Genomic DNA, 18,095 nt, shown 5'->3' on the forward strand with positions numbered 1-18,095 from the left:
TAAAGTGTTAACCCATCACTGATGGGTTAAAAAAAGCGGTGAGTTCCACCGTGTTAGCCTGTGGAGACGATGTAAGACCTGAGTGTAATCACAATGGCAAACGTCTATGAAGCAGGAAGTAAACGCTAAAACTATGTGAGTAGGTTTAGGTAAGTTTTTCGGAACGGTCATCAACAGAAGTGACTGTTAAGTAGTTAATGCTTTATTCGTTTCACATTGACTGCTAAGATAAATACCGCTTTGATATAAGACCCAAGTTAAAGGGGTGAGTCATAGCCGTTTTGCACAATGAATAGGGGCTATTTAGTTTTAGAAAACAATAGTATTATTAACCTATATAGTAATAAACTATAGGGGATATACCTCCCTTTACTAAGTATTTCTATAATTTTATTAGTACTAAAAAAAGATTATAACGCTGGATAACACTACTGAGGATAATGTGAGCAAATCAATTAAACTTGCTATATTGGGGCTAGGCACTGTGGGCACAGGTGTTCTAGACCTACTAAAGGACAACTTAAAAGAACTTAAGAGGCGTAGTGGTCACGATATTGTTATTACCCAAGTAGGTACCCGTCGTCAACGCGATGATATCGACCCAGCCATCAAACAAAACAGTGACTTAATGGCAATTGCCGAAAGTGATGACGTCGACATTGTTGTTGAAGTCATTGGTGGTATGACCGTTGCTAAAGACGTGATTATTCACGCCATCAAAAACGGCAAGCATGTGGTCACAGCAAACAAAGCCTTACTGGCTGAACATGGCAACGAGATTTTTGCCCTTGCTGAAGAGCAGAATGTTCATGTGGCGTATGAAGCCTCAGTTGCTGGCGGTATTCCTATTATTAAGGTCTTACGTGAAGCACTGGCAGCCAACAAAGTTGAATGGCTAACTGGTATTATCAACGGTACCGGCAACTTTATTATGTCTGAGATGCGCGATAAAGGTCGCGACTTTGATGATGTCTTAGCTGAAGCACAAGAGCTGGGCTATGCTGAAGCGGATCCTACCTTTGATGTAGAAGGGATCGATGCGGCGCATAAGTTGGCCCTTCTGGCTTCTATTGCCTTCGGTATTCCTTTGCAGTTTGATAAAGTGTACTGTGAAGGCATTACCAATATCACCCTACAAGATGTGACTTACGCTGAAGAACTTGGCTACCGTATTAAGCATTTAGGCTTTGCCGTACGCCGCTACGATGATCAAGAAGCGGATACTGCTGAAAGAGAGCTTGCCGGTATTGAGCTGCGTGTTCACCCTACTTTAATTCCTGAAGACAAGCTGTTAGCTAACGTCAACGGAGTGAAGAACGCCGTATTGGTAAACTCACACCCTCTAGGCCAAACCCTTTATTACGGTGATGGTGCTGGCGCTGGTGCCACTGCTTCAGCAGTAATGGCCGATGTGATGGACTTAATCCGTGTGTTAACGGTGAAAGATGGCCATCATGTTCCCCACCTGGCGTTTATGCCAAATCAGCTGTCTGATACGCCAATTTTAGCTTCAGATCAGATGATTACCGGCTATTATTTACGTCTTGAAGCCAAAGATACTCCAGGCGTATTGGCTGACGTTACTCGCATTTTGAGTGACGCAGGAATTAATATTGATGCAATTTTACAAAAGCCTGCCCACCAAAAAGGTCAGGTACCAATCATTATTTTGACGCTACCAGTCATTGAAAGTAACATGAATAGCGCCATTAATAAGATTGAAGCGTTAGGGGCGATTACGACGGATGTGGTCCGTATTCGCTTACATGAACTAGACTAGGACTTAGTTTTTGGGTGAATTAATAATAAGGAATAATATCCGTCTTTATTGGCGCACCCAACCTCTAAGGTTTTTATAGCCTGTTATAAATTACATTTCATAATTAAGGATAATAGTATGTCATCAGACTCAATTGTTATTGTTAGTGGCGCCCGTACTCCAATGGGCGGATTCCAAGGCGACCTTACAGGGTCAACTGCCCCGCAGCTAGGTGCTACTGCCATTAAAGCGGCTGTAGAGCGTGCTGGTGTTAACACCGAAGAGATTGATGAAGTTATCATGGGTTGTATCCTAACTGCAGGTATTGGCCAAGGCCCTGCTCGTCAAGCCATGCGTAATGCTGGTATTCCAGACAGCACTGGCGCTGTGACCATCAACAAACTTTGTGGTTCAGGCCTAAAAGCAGTTATGCAGGCGCATGACTCTATTAAAGCAGGCAGCGCTGAGATTATCGTTGCTGGTGGTATGGAATCTATGACCAATGCCCCTTATATCATGCCACAAGCGCGTGCAGGCTACCGTATGGGTCATAAAGAAGCTAAAGACCATATGTTCCTAGACGGCTTAGAAGATGCGGATACTGGCAAGCTAATGGGTCAGTTCGCCCAAGAAATGGCGGACGAAAAAGGCTATACCCGTGAGCAAATGGATGACTTTGCTATCGAATCATTAAACCGTGCTTTAACGGCTATCAATGAAGGCCACTTCAAAGATGAGATCACCCCAGTTACCGTAAAAACGCGTAAAGGTGAAGTGGTTATCGATACCGATGAGCAGCCTGCTAAAGCCAATGCTGATCGTATCCCTACCCTACGTCCTGCATTTGCTAAAGAAGGCACCATTACTGCCGCTAACGCCAGTTCAATCTCTGATGGCGCAGCCGCTGTGGTTGTAACCTCTGAAAAAGTTGCCAATGATAAAGGTTTTAACATTGAAGCCCGTATCGTGGCTACAGCTACCAACTCTTTACACCCAAGTAAGTTTACTATTGCGCCTATCGGCTCAATGGAAAAAGTACTTGAGAAAGCAGGCTGGTCAGTAGAAGACGTTGACCTATGGGAAATTAACGAAGCCTTCGCTATGGTAACTATGGCGGCTATGGATGAGATGAACATCCCTCACGAAAAAGTAAACGTAGAAGGCGGTGCTTGTGCTCTTGGTCACCCAGTAGGCTGTTCAGGTGCTCGTATCTTAGTGACTTTAATTAACTCACTAAAACGTACTGGTGGTAAAAAAGGCGTTGCTTCACTATGTATCGGTGGTGGTGAAGCGGTTGCGGTTGCCATCGAACTGCCATAGTAGATATCTACCAACTATCTAACTACCTTCTTAAATTAAAGAGCCTCATTTCATAATGAGGCTCTTTTTTTATGTAAAACAACACCATCCTAACTAAGATACGTTGGAACTGTAACATCAAACAAAGCTTTGTTAGTAGCTTTACACCCCATTACACCTCATTACGTAACTTAATACTGTGATACTCGTTCACTATATAAACCCCAGACCTCTACTGTTAGTCTAAGACTCAAGTTATCCAAAAGCGATAAAAATTAATTGGCTATATATAAAAGTATATACAATTAACTCAAAGGCTTAGATATAAAAAAACCTTTCTAAGATTTTTATTTAATTCGCATAAACTTTTAACTCTAACTTGAAGTTAAAAGCACTCAAAAATAATGAATAAAGTGTTAGTAAAACACTTCAAACTCACAATATAAGGAAGAAAAATAATGAGTCAACTAATCCGTTTAAAAGACATCCAAGCCACTCACCGTGATCTAATTGGTGATGATTATTATGACCCAACTGGAAAAACTGCCTTTGGTGTTAATGAAGAAAAAATCGGTAAGGTCGAAGGTGCTTTGGTTGAAGATATCACTGGTCGTATCCGCTATTTAATCGTCGATGTGGGCGGCTGGTTTAGCTCAAAAGAAGTTTTGGTGCCTGCCGGTCTAGCTCGTATTGTTGGTGATGACATCTTCTTTGATAGCTTAACCAAATCTCAAGTAGAAGCCATGGAGGAGTATGACCATGACTATCAATACAGCTATAAAGAGCAAGCCAATAAAGACCGTCAAGCCTTTGTAGCAGATACCATTCCAGCCGATGAGCGCGTTGAGTTAAAAGAAGACTATTACAATGCCCCTAATACGCTAGAGCTACTAGAAGAACGCTTAACAGTAAACAAAGATCGTATTGTGGCGGGCCTAGTCAAAGTAGGTAAACATGTGGTTTCTGAAGACCGTGCGGTAGATGTTGAGCTAGAAGAAGAGCATGCTCATATCGAACGCACAGAAGTAAACCGTCCAACTGAACGTAGAATTGGTGATGATGCCGGTGCAGATACTGTACAGGTTGAGCTTGAAGCAGAGCGCGCCAATGTTCATAAAGACACTTATGTCACTGAAGAAGTTAACGTTGGTAAGACCACTGAACGTCACACAGAAACCATCCACGAAACTATCCAGCGTGAAGAGCTAGATATCGACCGTGATGGCAATATCGTTGACCGCGAAGGTAACATAATTGATCGTGACGACATCACTGCTGACGACGTACGCGCTTATCGTAATAAATAATCCTTACTGATTATACCTATTACGAAAAAATAGCAGCCTTAGAGGATATAAAACGCCCTAAGCTGCGGTAAGCACAAAAGCCAGGGTTGATGAACTCTGGCTTTTTTTTAACGCTATCTATAATCAAACAAATACAATAAAAACTGGCGTTAACCTTACCTCGGATATGCTGTTAGCACTTACCTGTTTTATTTTCGCCTTATTTCTTTATTTTTGACTTACTTCCGAAGGAACCCCTATGAACCCTCTATCTAACAATCCTAATGACAATAGCCATAGTAATCCTAATAACTCAGACCACACACATTCTACCCATTCAAAGGCACCTCAATCACAAGAACAGAGACTATCTCAGACAGCAAGCAACCCTTCAGTAACCGATCTTTCCAATACTACCTCCTCTGAGCAAAAGCGTACTTTAGTGGGCAATATGGAGCTGCTTGAAGAACGTGCTGTGGTAGATAAAGAGCGCCTTGATGTCGGTAAAGTAACCGTAACCAAGCAGGTTCGAACTAAGACCGTCAACATACCAGTTGAACTGGTTGAAGAGGTGATGGTTATTGAGACTGAATACTATGATGCAGACTCAAGGCACCTGTTAACCACAACAGCTAGTGAGGCGGACTTAGTACGTCATATTGAGCCTACTCTTGATAGTAAGCCGAGCATTACTGTCAATGGTAAGCAAGTTTTACTCGATCAAGAGCCTGTGGAGATAGTCCTATCGCGCCAAGTAGCGGTTATTAAAAAAGAAACTTATGCCGTACAAGATGTGGCGATAGAAAAATCCACTCATGTTCATAAAGACACTTTCGATGTAGAATTAAAACACGAAGAATTGGATGTGGCAGAGGAAGGTTTCTTTGATCATGAAGTTCGCAAGCCTGAATAAGCTGTAGCCATAACCCATTACATACAAAGCTTAATAAGATAATTAGCCCAATAAAATAGCCAGCAATCTTGCTGGCTATTTTAACTTGATTCTCAGAGTAGTATGTACAGTAGCCTGATTACTGAGCTGCTGCTTCTTCTACTTCAGCAGGTTGTTCATCAACAGAAGAAGGCTCTTTAACACTCTTCTCTTCTGGGTCTGCCGTCGTTGTACCGTTTTCAGCATCGGTTGCACTCACTTGTTCTTCTTCGATACTTTCAGAACGTGTATCGACGTCATCTAGATCATCAGCTACGATAACAGGATCATTGCCTTCAGCAGGCTCAGCTGACATTGGAACTTCAGCTTCTGCTTCTACTGTAGGGGCTTCATCTGACTGTTTTTGACAGGCAGTGAGTCCCATTACTGCCGCCATTGCCGCAGTTAATACTGTTAACTTCATAGAGTTTTTGATACCCATCATAGTCATCATCCTTTTATTTTTTTATTACTAACAAACTGCAGTGACACCTACTATATTTTGCCATGACACTGTTTGTAGCGCAAGCCTGAGCCACAAGGACACGGTGCGTTACGACTGATGTTCATGCCTGCATAGGGGTTTTCGTCATCTGCCGCTGATTGTGCAGCCATCTGTCTGTTTGGTTGTTGTGCCTGATTAAGAGAGGCCACTTCTGCCTCATTTTGATGCTCGCCAGTTAAGCTATCTAAGTCATCATGTTCAAACATCATACGCTGACGTTCGGCCTGTGCCAAGCGCTCCGCTTCCATCGCTTCTAATTCTTCTTTGGTCGGAATATGAACACGCGATAAATCTTGAACGGTATCTGACTTAATAGCGCCTAGCATCATCTGGAATAAATCAAAAGACTCACGCTTATACTCTTGTTGTGGGTCTTTTTGAGCATAACCTCGTAAATGAATGCCTTTACGCAGCTGATCCATTTGCGTTAAATGCTCTTTCCAGTGACGGTCTAAGCTTTGTAGCATGAAATGACGTTCAAGCTGAGCGGCGTTCTCTGGAGACATTTGCTCACGGCGGTCACGATAACGTTGAATGGCCGTTTGAATAATCTTCTCACGTAGCCCTTCTTCATCCAAGCGGCGATCTTCATCTAACCAGTCATTAATAGGGATATAGTATTTAAATTCGCTCTCTAGCTCATCTTCTAAGCCATCAATATTCCATTGGTCATCGATAGATCCTGGTGGAACAAACTGGCTAATCAAGGCATCATAAACATCACGATGCATCTCTTCGATGGCATCTTTTAAATCTGCTTCTGCAAGCAAATCATCACGTTGAGAGTAAATAACTTTACGCTGCTCGTTGGCCACGTCATCATATTTAAGTAAGTTTTTACGAGCATCGAAGTCACGGCTTTCAACTTTGCCTTGCGCGTTTTCAATTGAGCGAGACACCATTTTATGTTCAATGGCTTCGTCTTCTTTTAGACCCATAGCACGCATCATATTCACCACACGATCACCGGCGAAAATACGCATCAGGTCATCTTCAAGTGATAAGAAGAAACGAGATTGGCCAGGGTCACCTTGACGACCCGCACGACCACGCAGCTGGTTATCAATACGGCGTGATTCGTGACGCTCAGAGCCGATGATATGTAAACCACCCGCTTTTAATACTTGGTCATGACGTTTTTGCCAAGCTTGTCTTAAGCGCTCCATCTCTTCTGGACTAACATTTTCTGGGTCGACAATCTGTGCTTGCCAGTTACCGCCTAAGATAATATCCGTACCACGACCAGCCATGTTGGTGGCGATGGTTACTGCTTTCGGACTACCTGCCTGAGCAATAATCTCAGCCTCACGCTCGTGCTGTTTTGCGTTTAGGACGTTGTGCTTAATGCCTTCTTGATCTAGCAAATAAGACAACTCTTCACTGGCCTCAATGGTCGCTGTACCGACTAGTACTGGCGCGCCTTTCGCCTGAATCTCTTTAATTTCGCGGATAATACCTTTGTATTTACCCAGCTTAGTTAAGAAGATTTGGTCGTCTAAGTCGATACGAGCAATCGGTTTGTGGGTCGGAATTACCACCACGTCGATGTCATAAGTAGATTTAAATTCAGCAGCTTCGGTATCCGCCGTACCTGTCATACCTGACAACTTGTCGTATAAACGGAAGTAGTTCTGGAAGGTAGTGGTAGCCAGAGTTTGGTTTTCTGCCTGAATTTCCACCCCTTCTTTGGCTTCAACGGCTTGATGCAGACCATCTGACCAACGACGACCTGGCATGGTACGACCGGTGTTTTCATCGACGATGATTACTTCACCATCATTAACGATGTAGTGAACGTTTTTAACGAAGATATGGTGAGCTCGTATCGCCGCTTGAACATGGGCTAATAGCGGCAAACGAGTTGGGCTATATAAACTTTCATTTTCCCCAAGCTCCCCTACTTCAACTAAGAAAGCTTCAATTTTTTCGTAGCCTTTCTCACTGATTTCGATAGAGCGGTTTTTCTCATCAATCCAGAAGTCGCCATCTCTATTTTCTTTGTTGGCTTCTTCATCGGTTGAGCGTTGTAAGCGAGGAATAATATTATTAATTAGCGCATAAGTTGCAGAAGAATCATCTGCCTGACCTGAAATAATAAGCGGGGTACGCGCCTCATCAATTAGAATCGAGTCAATTTCGTCAATAATACAGAAGTTTAGCGGGCGCTGTTTTTTCTCAGCCAAGCTAAATACCATATTGTCACGCAGATAGTCGAAACCGTATTCGTTGTTGGTACCGTAAGTAATGTCTGCCTGATAGGCCTCGACTTTCTCTTGCGGAGGCTGCTGTGAGTAGATAACCCCAACCGTTAACCCTAAGAAATTAAATAAAGGACGGTTTAATTCAGCGTCACGAGCGGCAAGGTAGTCGTTCACCGTAACTACGTGCACCCCCTTACCACTGATGGCATTTAGGTAAATGGCCAAAGTTGCCATCAAGGTTTTACCTTCACCGGTACGCATCTCAGCGATTTTCCCTTCATGCAGGGTAATACCACCGATAATCTGCACATCGTAGTGACGCATACCTAGCACACGCTTCGATGCTTCACGACACACCGCAAAAGCCTCAGGCAGTAAAGAGTCTAGGCTAGCACCTTCGTCAAAACGACGCTTAAACTCTGCCGTTTTATCACGAAGCTGTTCGTCTGTCAGGGCGGCTACTGCTTCTTCTTGAGCATTTACTTTTGCGACAATTTGACGCATCCGTTTTAACTCACGATCGTTTTTAGTACCAATTACGCTTCCGATTATTTTTGACAACATAACTTTGTAGACCTACTTATCGACTCAGTCCTGCATTATTAGGTGCAGACCATAAAAAAATTTTATCTATTATATATGGTAACAGTATTGATAGATACAAGGGCAATTGAATCTGCAACCATAAATTATTTGTTATTTTTTATAAAAAAGTGGGCTTGGTTCAGTAACCTTGTCCATCAACCTACTCTTTTATTTATTATATACAACATCAAAGGCAACGCTTACTCAGGGCAATCGCACTACAAATTAATTTTAGCTACATTTTAATTAATTATTGACCTTTTACAGATGTTATCACCAACTTTCGGACGCAAATAACAAAAACACGAGATATATAAAAATATTTTAGTTATAGTTTCTAACTATTTAATCCTTTTAGTTTAGATAACCTAATTTAAAGCAGCTATTTTCTATAGTGCGATTGCCCTGATCGTTTACTATAAGTTGATAAATTAGCCCTCAATAGATGTTAAAATAGAGGATATATTACTTTAATACCCCTTTTTTATCTTCTTTAAGCCCTTTAATTAATCTTTAAGCCCTTTACTTGAAATTGGCTACTCCTATTTTTTGCTTATTGTTTTTCTTTGAAAGCTTACTATGCCTGTTATCCCAATTATGTCTAATACTTCAAATAATAACTCGATTTTAAATATTGCTGGCACTGTCTATAACTTAGATGATCATACCCCAATGATGGTGCAGTACTTAACCTTAAAGGCGCAGTATCCTCATGCTTTGTTGCTGTATCGCATGGGGGATTTTTATGAGCTGTTCTTTGACGATGCCCAACGCGCTGCCGAGATTTTAGACATCACGCTAACCCGCCGTGGTAATGGTAAAGCGGGGAATAATATTGCCATGGCAGGCGTGCCCTTTCATGCTGCAGAAAGCTATATGGCACGTCTTATAGCGGCCGGTGAAACTGTGGTCATCTGCGAGCAAGTAGAAGACACCGCCGAACCAAACAGTACAACCGACAAGCCCGCCGCTAAAGGGATTATGCGCCGTGAAGTGGTAAAAACCTTAACCGCAGGCACCCTAACTGACGATGCCTTAATTGCTCCCAACCAAACCCCAAGTGTGGTGGCCATTGACTTTCAAGTCAGTAAAAACTTACAACAAGCGACTGTAACGCAAGCCAAAAAATGGCAGGTAGGCATTAGCCAGCTTGATTTAAATGCGGGAACCATTCGCACTCAGACCATTCGCCTAGATTCCTTATTAAAGTCGCCTGCACTCGATGGTTTAGATAATAGTAATAAGGATACCTCACAAAGCGATAGTCCAGAAGAGGCTCTAGATTTTGAGCAGTTATTAAAGCAGCGACTGCTCACCGTACTGATTCGCTTTTCTCCCAGTGAAGTCATTATTGCGGAGACTACCTCAGATGAGTGGCGACATTGGTTACAAGACAAGCTGTACTGCCCAGTTATCAGTGTCGCTGCCAGTGATTTTCATGCTCAGCATGCGGCCACCACGGTGTGTAGACAGTTTAATGTGCAGACGGTTGAAGGGCTGGGTATTGCTGACAGCCTAGTGGCACAGACCAGTACTGCTGCCTTAATTCATTACGCTCAGCAAACTCAGCAGCGTCACACCCCGCAGCTTACCGAGCTTATTGTAGAGCGGGATGAGGACTACTTAATTATTGATGATATCAGTAGTCGCAACCTAGAGCTTTTTGCTCCGGTTAGTCCTACGGGTACTAGCCTGCTTAGTGTGGTCAATCATTGTCAGACTCCGATGGGCAAAAGATTACTAACTAACCAATTAAAGCGTCCTTTGCGTCTATCGCAAGCCCACCAACAATTGCAGGCACGCTTAGATGCTGTTGAGTGGTTTATTAATCAGCCTTCATTAGCCAACTTACAGCCGTTACAACAGCAGCTACAAAGCATTGCGGATATTGAGCGTATAAGCAGTCGAATCGCCTTACACAGTGCTAAGCCTAGAGATTTAAGGCGCCTAGCTTCTAGTATCCGAAGCAGTGAGCAAGTGGCTCAGTATTTACAGACTTTGGGATTAACCCCTGAGGCACCGCAATTGTTATTGCAGTTATTTAAACAATTGCCTTTGCTGCACCCTGAGCTCATCGAAATTGCTGATTTATTAGACAGAGCCATTGTTGAAGAGCCACCCGCCCATATTCGTGATGGTGGCATGATGGCGACAGGCTATGACGAAGAGTTTGATCGCCTAGTGCATTTACACGATAACATTCAAGAAACTTTGGATGAGATGGCGGCTGAAGCTCGTCAAACTTACAAACTGCCTAGCCTAAAAGTAGGTTTTAATAAAGTCAGTGGCTTTTATTTTGAGCTCCCCAAAGGTCAAGCCAGCTCGGCACCAGAGGCCTTTATTCGTCGCCAGACCTTAAAAAATAGTGAGCGCTTTATTACCGAGCCACTAAAAAACTTAGAAGTAGACTACTTAGAAGCCCAAACCAACGCCTTAGCCCGTGAAAAGGCCTTGTACCAAGGGGTGTTGGTTACCCTTAGCGAGCAGCTGTCTCATTTACAGCAACTAAGCTCTGCCATTTCACAGCTTGATGTATTACTCAACTGGGCTGTATTGGCTAAAGAGAGCAACTGGGTAAGACCTGAGTTAGACCCTGAGTCAAGCTATCTTGATATCAAAGACGGTCGTCACCTGGTCGTAGAGGCTATGAACCAGCCACAAAATATCCACTCCAAGTCAGCAGCACCTACTTCTCCAGCTTCGGCTCAGCAATTCGTAGCCAATGACTGTCAATTGGGAACCCAATCTCATGAGCAACGTCTGCTGCTGATTACTGGACCCAATATGGGCGGTAAATCCACTTATATGCGTCAAACCGCTTTGATCGTATTGCTGGCGTGTTGTGGCAGCTTCGTGCCTGCTAGCTCAGCACGCATTGGGGATATTGACCGAATATTTACCCGTATTGGCTCTGCCGATGATTTGGCTGGGGGTAAATCTACTTTTATGGTAGAAATGATTGAAACCGCTCAAATCTTAAACTTAGCCACCTCTAGCTCCTTAGTGCTAATGGATGAGGTCGGCCGTGGTACTTCAACCACTGATGGCTTGGCCATCGCGCATGCTTGTGCAGTTCAATTGGCTCAGATGCGCAGTTTAACTTTATTTGCCACCCATTATTTTGAATTAACTGAATTGGCAAAACAGCCGGAATTGGCATCTAAAATCAGAAACGTTCACGTTGCCGCCAGCCAAGTGGAAGGACAATTGTTACTACTACACAAAATACAAGAAGGGGCTGCCAGCTCAAGCTTTGGTTTGCATGTGGCAAAAATGGCCGGCATTCCTGAGCAAGTGCTAACGGCCGCTACCCACTATCTCGCCCAACAAAACTCGTTAAATAGAGCGGTCGCCTCTTCTGAAGTCGGCTACGAAATCAGTCATGCTAAAATCGATAAAGCTTATGCAAATGCTGACGATAGCTTAAATGCTGAGCTAAAACCTGCAGAGCAATCTCAGTTATCCAACGCGGCCAGCCTGACTCAAACTCCAGATTCTAACTCTCAGGAAACCGACGAGATGACTGAGTCAACCCCCATCAACCCTAAGGCTATGCTGGTTTTTGAGAAGCTACAGCAGTTACATCCTGATGAATTAACCCCAAGGCAAGCGCTTGATTTGTTATACGAATTAAAGAGCAATACTTAAGGAAGCTAAATTGAAAAAAGTTGACTGATAGGAATTTGTGAAATAATGATTAACAGGGTAAAATATATCTCACAAATAAATCTTATCCCTCATTCGCAACTTACTTATCTTGTGGCACTAACCATTTAGCCCCTACTGGCTCACGTACTATAGTCGATTGTTAGATTATAAAAATACAGCCAAAATAGCCTTAATGGTTAAGCTCTGTTCAAGATAACTTTTATAAAGGTAGCTCGCTATGACATTTGTTGTCACCGAAAATTGCATCCGCTGCAAATACACCGATTGTGTTGAAGTCTGCCCTGTGGACTGCTTTTATGAAGGACCTAACTTCTTGGTCATTCATCCTGATGAGTGTATTGACTGTGCTTTGTGTGAACCTGAGTGCCCAGCCAACGCTATTTTCTCGGAGGACGAAGTACCTAAAGGCCAAGAGGAGTTTATTGAACTAAATGCTGAGCTTGCCGAAGTGTGGCCAAACATTACTGAAATGCAAGATCAACAACCAGACGCCGCGAAGTGGGATGGTGTTGAAGGTAAAATTCAGTATTTAGAGCGCTAATCTCTTAATCTCAAGTAAGCCTAGCTCATTAAAAAGCGACCTAATTAAGGTCGCTTTTTTGTGGCTATCATTACATCATATCCCTTACTAATTAAATGGATAGAGGCAGGTCACCACATCTCCTAAAGTACAGACTATTTGACCATTACTTTTATCTACTGGGTTTTTTATGGTTCCGGCAATATTAGCCAAAGCTGCTTCAGCCTCTGCTGTGGCCGAAACTGCTGCACTATAAGTTAAATTATCACAGGCAGAGGCGGTTGGGTTAAAAGAGTCCAAAAGCTGTGAGGGGTCTTGTTTATTAAATACTTCGACGCCCGTATTAATATCTATAAACAGCTTATCACTATAAGCTTTTGTTTCAGCAAGACACGATACTTCCGAGGACTTTTTGGCGTAGTTTTGATAAGCAGGTATGGCAATTAACGACAAGGTACCAATGATAGCCACCACCATTAACTCTATCAAGGTAAAACCTTTCTCTTTTTCCATCATACATCCTTGCTAGGAAGATTAATTAAAATTTATAATAACATAATTCATTATAATTAATTAAAACAATAGTTAATTAATTTTAATCTAGCATAAGTCAGAGGTGCTGCTCGCCAGCACTAAAACTCATGAATAAGATATAAGCTCTGCTTAGTCTGACGTAGAAAGATGATTGCTATAATCAAACCACTGCTCAAGTAATAATTGTGGTTGCAGAGTGAACGTATTCACAAATTTTGGCGCGGTATCAATATCATTAAGGTTCAATGAAGCTAATAAATGAGTCTCTTCAGTGAGAATAGCTTCTGAATATATTCCTGCAGTTTTCACTTCAAATAGCCGCCTGGTTTTACCACTTCCCTCTGTTTTCCAGGACAAAGGGGTTAATCCTTTACCATAGCTAATTCGTTGAATATGAGTACTAAAAGTTCTGTCAGCCGTATTACAATTGCCGTACGGTAGGCAAAACTGATACACCTCTGTAATTCCTATAACTTGTGGCTGACAGACTGCTAGAGGCGCTGATTTTGGTACAGGATTATAGGCCGTTAGATACAGCTTATTGCTTACTGCAAACATAGGACCAAACGCCTTAAGGCTATAAGAGTTACCCGAGCTGTCCGTATCGAAGCCACTATTTTGATTATTTTGCCCCGCTGATGCTCCGCTTGCTATAGAGCTTGGCTTACCAAACTGGATTAAAGGAGCGCGCCAACCTTGCTTTTGGTAGTCACTTAATTGAGGGTTGCTGACATCAATTTTGGTTAAATCCGGAAATCCATCTTCACTCAAAGAGAGGTCATGAGTCTGTAGATTTGAAACGGCAGTATTAAACAAATCCGGGTTGGCCACATCCTTATCATAAAGAGTATAAACATGATTGGCTGTGAGACTTAGGCTGGATAATTGCGCTGTGGCCACAGGCTTTATACTCACCCAATCTTTGGTGACAGTGATAATGGGGGCCAAAGGATCTGTTATGGGTGGCAAAAGCTGACTTTCAGTGTTAGAGGCCAAAGAGCTCGGTATGGTCAGGGTGGCACTGACTTTATCAGTCGAGGCAAATGTGGTGGTTGCTGTCAGTAAAGTGCCTGGTCTAAACAGGCCAGTGGCTATCTGAATGTGACCGTTATCAAAGCGAATATCGTTGCCATTATTACCCTTACTCAAGGTCTTATCTGATGCAATCCACTGCCAATCACTGCCCCCTAATTGAGCTTTCTTGTTATCTGTAGCTAAAAACTGCTTATGATTGGCTTGTAGAGTCTGCCTATGTCCAAAGCTATCTACATACTCAATGCTCATGGCTACCGTTTGCTTTGAGGGATCTGTAATACGCAAAGGATGACTGCGATCGCCCGAAGCCACGCTTACCGTAGCAAATTTACTAGAGTAACTATTAACAGCGTTATGGCATTGCAAAGTGACCACAGGCGTTTCATAGAATCGGGGCCCTGGACGGTTTATTTGATGCCTAAAATCTGCCAGACGTACCACTCTTGCCTTACTGGCTAAAGCAGATGAGGAGGCCATATTATCAAGGTCTAATCGAAATACTTGCCCTTGCAAATCTGCAAAATAAAGATGATCAGTTAGACCATCCTCCTCTCTGTCCATAACCTTAACTGACCCTGTAATGCTATAAGCCATCGAGGCATTGGTCACTTGTAATACTTTGCCTGCCTCTTTTGACAAGCCATAAAACCCCTTGTTATCTACCCCGCTACTGCTGCTATCTTTCCCATTTTCTGCTGTGGCCACAATAAGCGGCACCCCTGTTTTGGCATCAACAATATAGATGGCATTACCTAATATTGGCTGTTGGTTTTGTTGTAAGTATTGACGCTCACGCAATCCATCTGGCTTGTCATATTCCTGGGCATCATAGCCGCCTGATAGTATGGCAACTAACGTAGGAGCACCAAACCAATTAATATGAGTAATAACCGGCTTGCTCCAGCTATACCCCAGCTGTTTGAAATAAAACTGACCAAAATCTTGCCGATCAGGGGTAATGGTAAATAACTGCTTTGGGGCAAACCCATTAACATTACTGGCAGAGACCACTTTATCAAGTCCTGTTAAATCCAGGCCATAATAAGCCTTAGCCCCTAGCCTTGCGCCTCCAAAGACGTATAACAGCTTAGCAATACTCTGCCCCTTTGTATCAGTTTGATAACGGGCATATTGTGTCCAAGGCCCATCGATACCGAAGCTGGGTATAGCTTCTGTTGATTGAGCTAGACTACCTTGCGTTATGGCTTTGTATTGACCATTTTGAGCCAAAACCTCTTTGGCAAAATAGGCAGCTATCTCTTCCCCAGTTTCCGCATCAATAATATGCAAAGCATTATCCATACCGCCATATAAAATATGCTTTTTATAGCTGTATTTATCAGCATTAGGTTGATTGATAATACCAGTTTCATTAGAGATGAGACGTTGAGCCTTACTAATTAAGGCAATAGGCGTTGAATTATGAACCCCTCCACTTGGCTGACTTCTATCAAGCATATAGTGCAATAAAGACTGCTGAAACTGAGCTTGCTGCTCTTGTGTTAGCTCAGGCAGCTGCAACTCACTCACGCTCTGAGTCGTTTGTGCTATAAGCTCTCCTGGTTCAGTTTGACTCAGATAGACATTTCTAGAGCTGTCTAATACTTGGCTATCTTCCTCTATGCTCTTTGCGATGAAAGACTTATTACTAACAGCTGATTGACCACTTTGGGGTGGCGAATACTTACTCATGCCACCTGGCCACTGCGCTTGTAAACTGCCAAACTGTGGCTGCAGAAAAGTCTGATAGCGCTCTTTAAATAACTCACCGCTATGCATAAAATTGGTTAGCTTAATAGGCGCCTTTCTTGCCACAATAGGGGGCTGTCTGCTCAAGTTATTTGCCATAATCGTTAAGGCTTGAGCTAAGGCCACACTTTGGCTTGAGTCTTTTTGAGAAGCGGTTGCTACCTTGGCATCGATCGACTGAAAAAAACCGCCTTCGCCATTATTGCTTCCATACTGTCCCAACAAGCACTTTTGTCTCATGGCCTGTATAGCCGTGTTTGATAGACAGTCATAAGTTGGCAGCCCTTTATTTTGACCAACTCGATTTAGGATATTACTCTCACTACTAAACGAGATAACGGCGGTCTTTAATGAAACATCTAACGGGTTAAAGTAGTTATAAGCGCTACCTCTAAACTGGTTGAGATGCCGAGAATAGTCTTGAATACAGCGCCAAAACAGACTGTTATTTGGCTGACTGCCCTCAATGTTTTGATTGTGGGTTTGATTTAAAGTTGAAGAGATGTCTGTAGTTGAGGGTGACACTGCCAGTTGCGAGTGACACTGCTGCAAAACTGGGAATTGGCCAATTAAGTCGTTACTGGCAGATGAGGAGTGTTTTACCAATAATGACTGAGTCATCATGGCCAAAGGGTCTATGGTCGATATAGCCGCTGCCGAAGTACCTGAGTTTAATGAGGTTAAAGCTGACTCCGAGCTTATAATGACCACGGCATTTTCTACTGCATAAGTCGAATCACCCCGTTTTTCTCCCTCAAAGTACGTTGCAGAGCATTGATTATAAATAGGCTTCTGATAAAGACTGCGCTCCTTGCTGATAGAGACAATATGTTCTATATCCCTCGCATAATCTACGTCATTAAGCTGATTAACCTTGAATGTTGGTTGGTCTAAAAGAAGCTGACTCTTAGTATTTTGGATATCGACAATTTCAATTTCATCGATAGACAATGGCGCATCTGTACTAGAGGGGCCACTAACATCAGTCAGATTCATAGCTGTATTCTGGGTATCGGTACCCATCATATAAGCCGCCGCTTGAGCATAAGCGGCCATACTGCTAAGAAGTGAGCCATCATTCGCTCTCTCCTTTGCTTCACAATCTGGAAACTGGGGACACTGGCCTTTAATGAAATTTTTAATTTTATAGCGCTGTGACTCAGGGCGCTGGCTATCGGCTACTGGGCCCAGTGCCGCCACTGGAACCAAAAACAATTCTGCAAGTCCCTCACCCTGCTCAATATCAGCTACTTTACCAATGCCAACTTGTAAGTTATCTGCCATAAACCCAGGCGTGTCCATGAGCGAGACGAGGGCGTGCTGTAAACTCTGGATGCGCTGTGTGTGATTTGGGCCTACATATAATGAGGGATCAAGTAACAAAAATAATGTCGGCCCTGGAGCGTGTATAGAGCTTGAATGATAGCCCACACTATAAACCGATAAATCCCCTGGAGCCGGTACAATAGCTACTGAGGCATGAGAGCTGACAACGGATTGAATAAGAGCAACCGCCACGATCAGCGCCATACTCACTTGTGACTTAAGAGCCTTAATATTTCACATCCTTAACCGTTTCTTGAGAAATTTGAGCAGTTTATGGCTCTGTGATAAATGAGCTGTTGTCAGAATAAAAACAAGTCCAAGCTACAAACTAGGCACTGCCTTTAAAGAAAATACATAGTCCTGCACTTGTACATTAAAAGGGGTAGCAGTCCTTTTTAGACAGCTCAACTGATTCTCAGCTTTACCTAGTAGGCTAGAAGCTGATGTCATAGTAGTGATCGGCTTGGCCAGACAGCTATCAATAGATCCTAAGCTGGCTTTACTAAAGCTAGGCATAACTGAAGTCACTTGACTTCCTCCCCTCGCTAAACCGAGGGGATTCCTACAGCTAGACGGTCAAGCCCGACCGCAAGGATGTTCTTAGCAGCATTGATATCTCTATCATGCCATGTGCCACACTCAGCACAAGCCCATCCTCTTATTCGCAAACCTGCTCTACCTTTTGGACTACTGTCA

Annotated in this window: 11 protein-coding genes; 6 read left to right on the plus strand and 5 right to left on the minus strand. The window is 43.1% G+C overall.

Annotation, left to right across the window (positions count from 1 at the left end; genetic code table 11):
- Positions 1 to 442: 442 nt before the first annotated feature.
- The 4 genes from A1232T_RS06885 to A1232T_RS06900 all read left to right on the plus strand — a co-directional run bounded on the left by A1232T_RS06885 (position 443) and on the right by A1232T_RS06900 (position 5,257).
- Complete coding sequence (locus A1232T_RS06885; RefSeq protein ID WP_077448730.1) at positions 443 to 1,780, plus strand: homoserine dehydrogenase; 1,338 nt, start codon at positions 443 to 445, stop codon at positions 1,778 to 1,780.
- A 117-nt stretch (positions 1,781 to 1,897) separates the two neighbouring features.
- A complete protein-coding gene (locus A1232T_RS06890) occupies positions 1,898 to 3,079 on the plus strand; it encodes a thiolase family protein (protein ID WP_077448731.1) in 1,182 nt (393 codons plus the stop codon).
- Between the two features lie 437 nt (positions 3,080 to 3,516).
- Positions 3,517 to 4,365 carry a DUF2382 domain-containing protein gene (locus A1232T_RS06895; protein WP_077448732.1) on the plus strand — a complete coding sequence of 283 codons (849 nt, stop codon included), beginning with the start codon at positions 3,517 to 3,519 and terminating at the stop codon, positions 4,363 to 4,365.
- A 238-nt stretch (positions 4,366 to 4,603) separates the two neighbouring features.
- Entirely contained in the window at positions 4,604 to 5,257 is a 654-nt protein-coding gene (locus A1232T_RS06900) for a YsnF/AvaK domain-containing protein (protein WP_077448733.1), read from the plus strand.
- A 118-nt stretch (positions 5,258 to 5,375) separates the two neighbouring features.
- On the opposite strand, the gene A1232T_RS06905 is transcribed toward A1232T_RS06900, so the two are convergent.
- A complete protein-coding gene (locus A1232T_RS06905; protein WP_077448734.1) occupies positions 5,376 to 5,720 on the minus strand; it encodes a hypothetical protein in 345 nt (114 codons plus the stop codon).
- A 50-nt stretch (positions 5,721 to 5,770) separates the two neighbouring features.
- Complete coding sequence (gene secA, locus A1232T_RS06910) at positions 5,771 to 8,545, minus strand: preprotein translocase subunit SecA (protein WP_077448735.1); 2,775 nt, start codon at positions 8,543 to 8,545, stop codon at positions 5,771 to 5,773.
- 618 nt (positions 8,546 to 9,163) lie between these two features.
- On the opposite strand from secA, the gene mutS reads away from it, so the two are divergent.
- Positions 9,164 to 12,214 carry a DNA mismatch repair protein MutS gene (gene mutS, locus A1232T_RS06915; protein ID WP_095532741.1) on the plus strand — a complete coding sequence of 1,017 codons (3,051 nt, stop codon included), beginning with the start codon at positions 9,164 to 9,166 and terminating at the stop codon, positions 12,212 to 12,214.
- Between the two features lie 238 nt (positions 12,215 to 12,452).
- Positions 12,453 to 12,776, plus strand: coding sequence for a ferredoxin FdxA (gene fdxA / locus A1232T_RS06920; RefSeq protein WP_077448737.1), 324 nt, complete (start codon positions 12,453 to 12,455; stop codon positions 12,774 to 12,776).
- Between the two features lie 87 nt (positions 12,777 to 12,863).
- On the opposite strand, the gene A1232T_RS14520 is transcribed toward fdxA, so the two are convergent.
- From A1232T_RS14520 to A1232T_RS06940, 3 genes are all read right to left on the minus strand, one after another.
- A complete protein-coding gene (locus A1232T_RS14520) occupies positions 12,864 to 13,268 on the minus strand; it encodes a pilin (RefSeq protein WP_077448738.1) in 405 nt (134 codons plus the stop codon).
- A gap of 150 nt (positions 13,269 to 13,418) precedes the next feature.
- Complete coding sequence (locus A1232T_RS06930) at positions 13,419 to 17,609, minus strand: pilus assembly protein (RefSeq protein ID WP_143513964.1); 4,191 nt, start codon at positions 17,607 to 17,609, stop codon at positions 13,419 to 13,421.
- Between the two features lie 335 nt (positions 17,610 to 17,944).
- Positions 17,945 to 18,095 (minus strand): zinc ribbon domain-containing protein (locus A1232T_RS06940; protein ID WP_143513945.1); only part of this gene is annotated, 151 nt, incomplete at its 5' end.

The organism is Psychrobacter pasteurii (assembly GCF_900162815.1).
GTDB classification, from domain to species: Bacteria; Pseudomonadota; Gammaproteobacteria; order Pseudomonadales; family Moraxellaceae; genus Psychrobacter; species Psychrobacter pasteurii.

What these genes read in the sequence shown, in the direction of transcription:
- secA (WP_077448735.1), bottom strand. Translation starts at nt 8,545, where the DNA reads ATGTTGTCAAAAATAATCGGAAGCGTAATTGGTACTAAAAACGATCGT.
- A1232T_RS06890 (WP_077448731.1), top strand. Translation starts at nt 1,898, where the DNA reads ATGTCATCAGACTCAATTGTTATTGTTAGTGGCGCCCGTACTCCAATG.
- A1232T_RS06895 (WP_077448732.1), top strand. Translation starts at nt 3,517, where the DNA reads ATGAGTCAACTAATCCGTTTAAAAGACATCCAAGCCACTCACCGTGAT.
- mutS (WP_095532741.1), top strand. Translation starts at nt 9,164, where the DNA reads ATGTCTAATACTTCAAATAATAACTCGATTTTAAATATTGCTGGCACT.
- fdxA (WP_077448737.1), top strand. Translation starts at nt 12,453, where the DNA reads ATGACATTTGTTGTCACCGAAAATTGCATCCGCTGCAAATACACCGAT.
- A1232T_RS14520 (WP_077448738.1), bottom strand. Translation starts at nt 13,268, where the DNA reads ATGGAAAAAGAGAAAGGTTTTACCTTGATAGAGTTAATGGTGGTGGCT.
- A1232T_RS06900 (WP_077448733.1), top strand. Translation starts at nt 4,604, where the DNA reads ATGAACCCTCTATCTAACAATCCTAATGACAATAGCCATAGTAATCCT.
- A1232T_RS06905 (WP_077448734.1), bottom strand. Translation starts at nt 5,720, where the DNA reads ATGATGGGTATCAAAAACTCTATGAAGTTAACAGTATTAACTGCGGCA.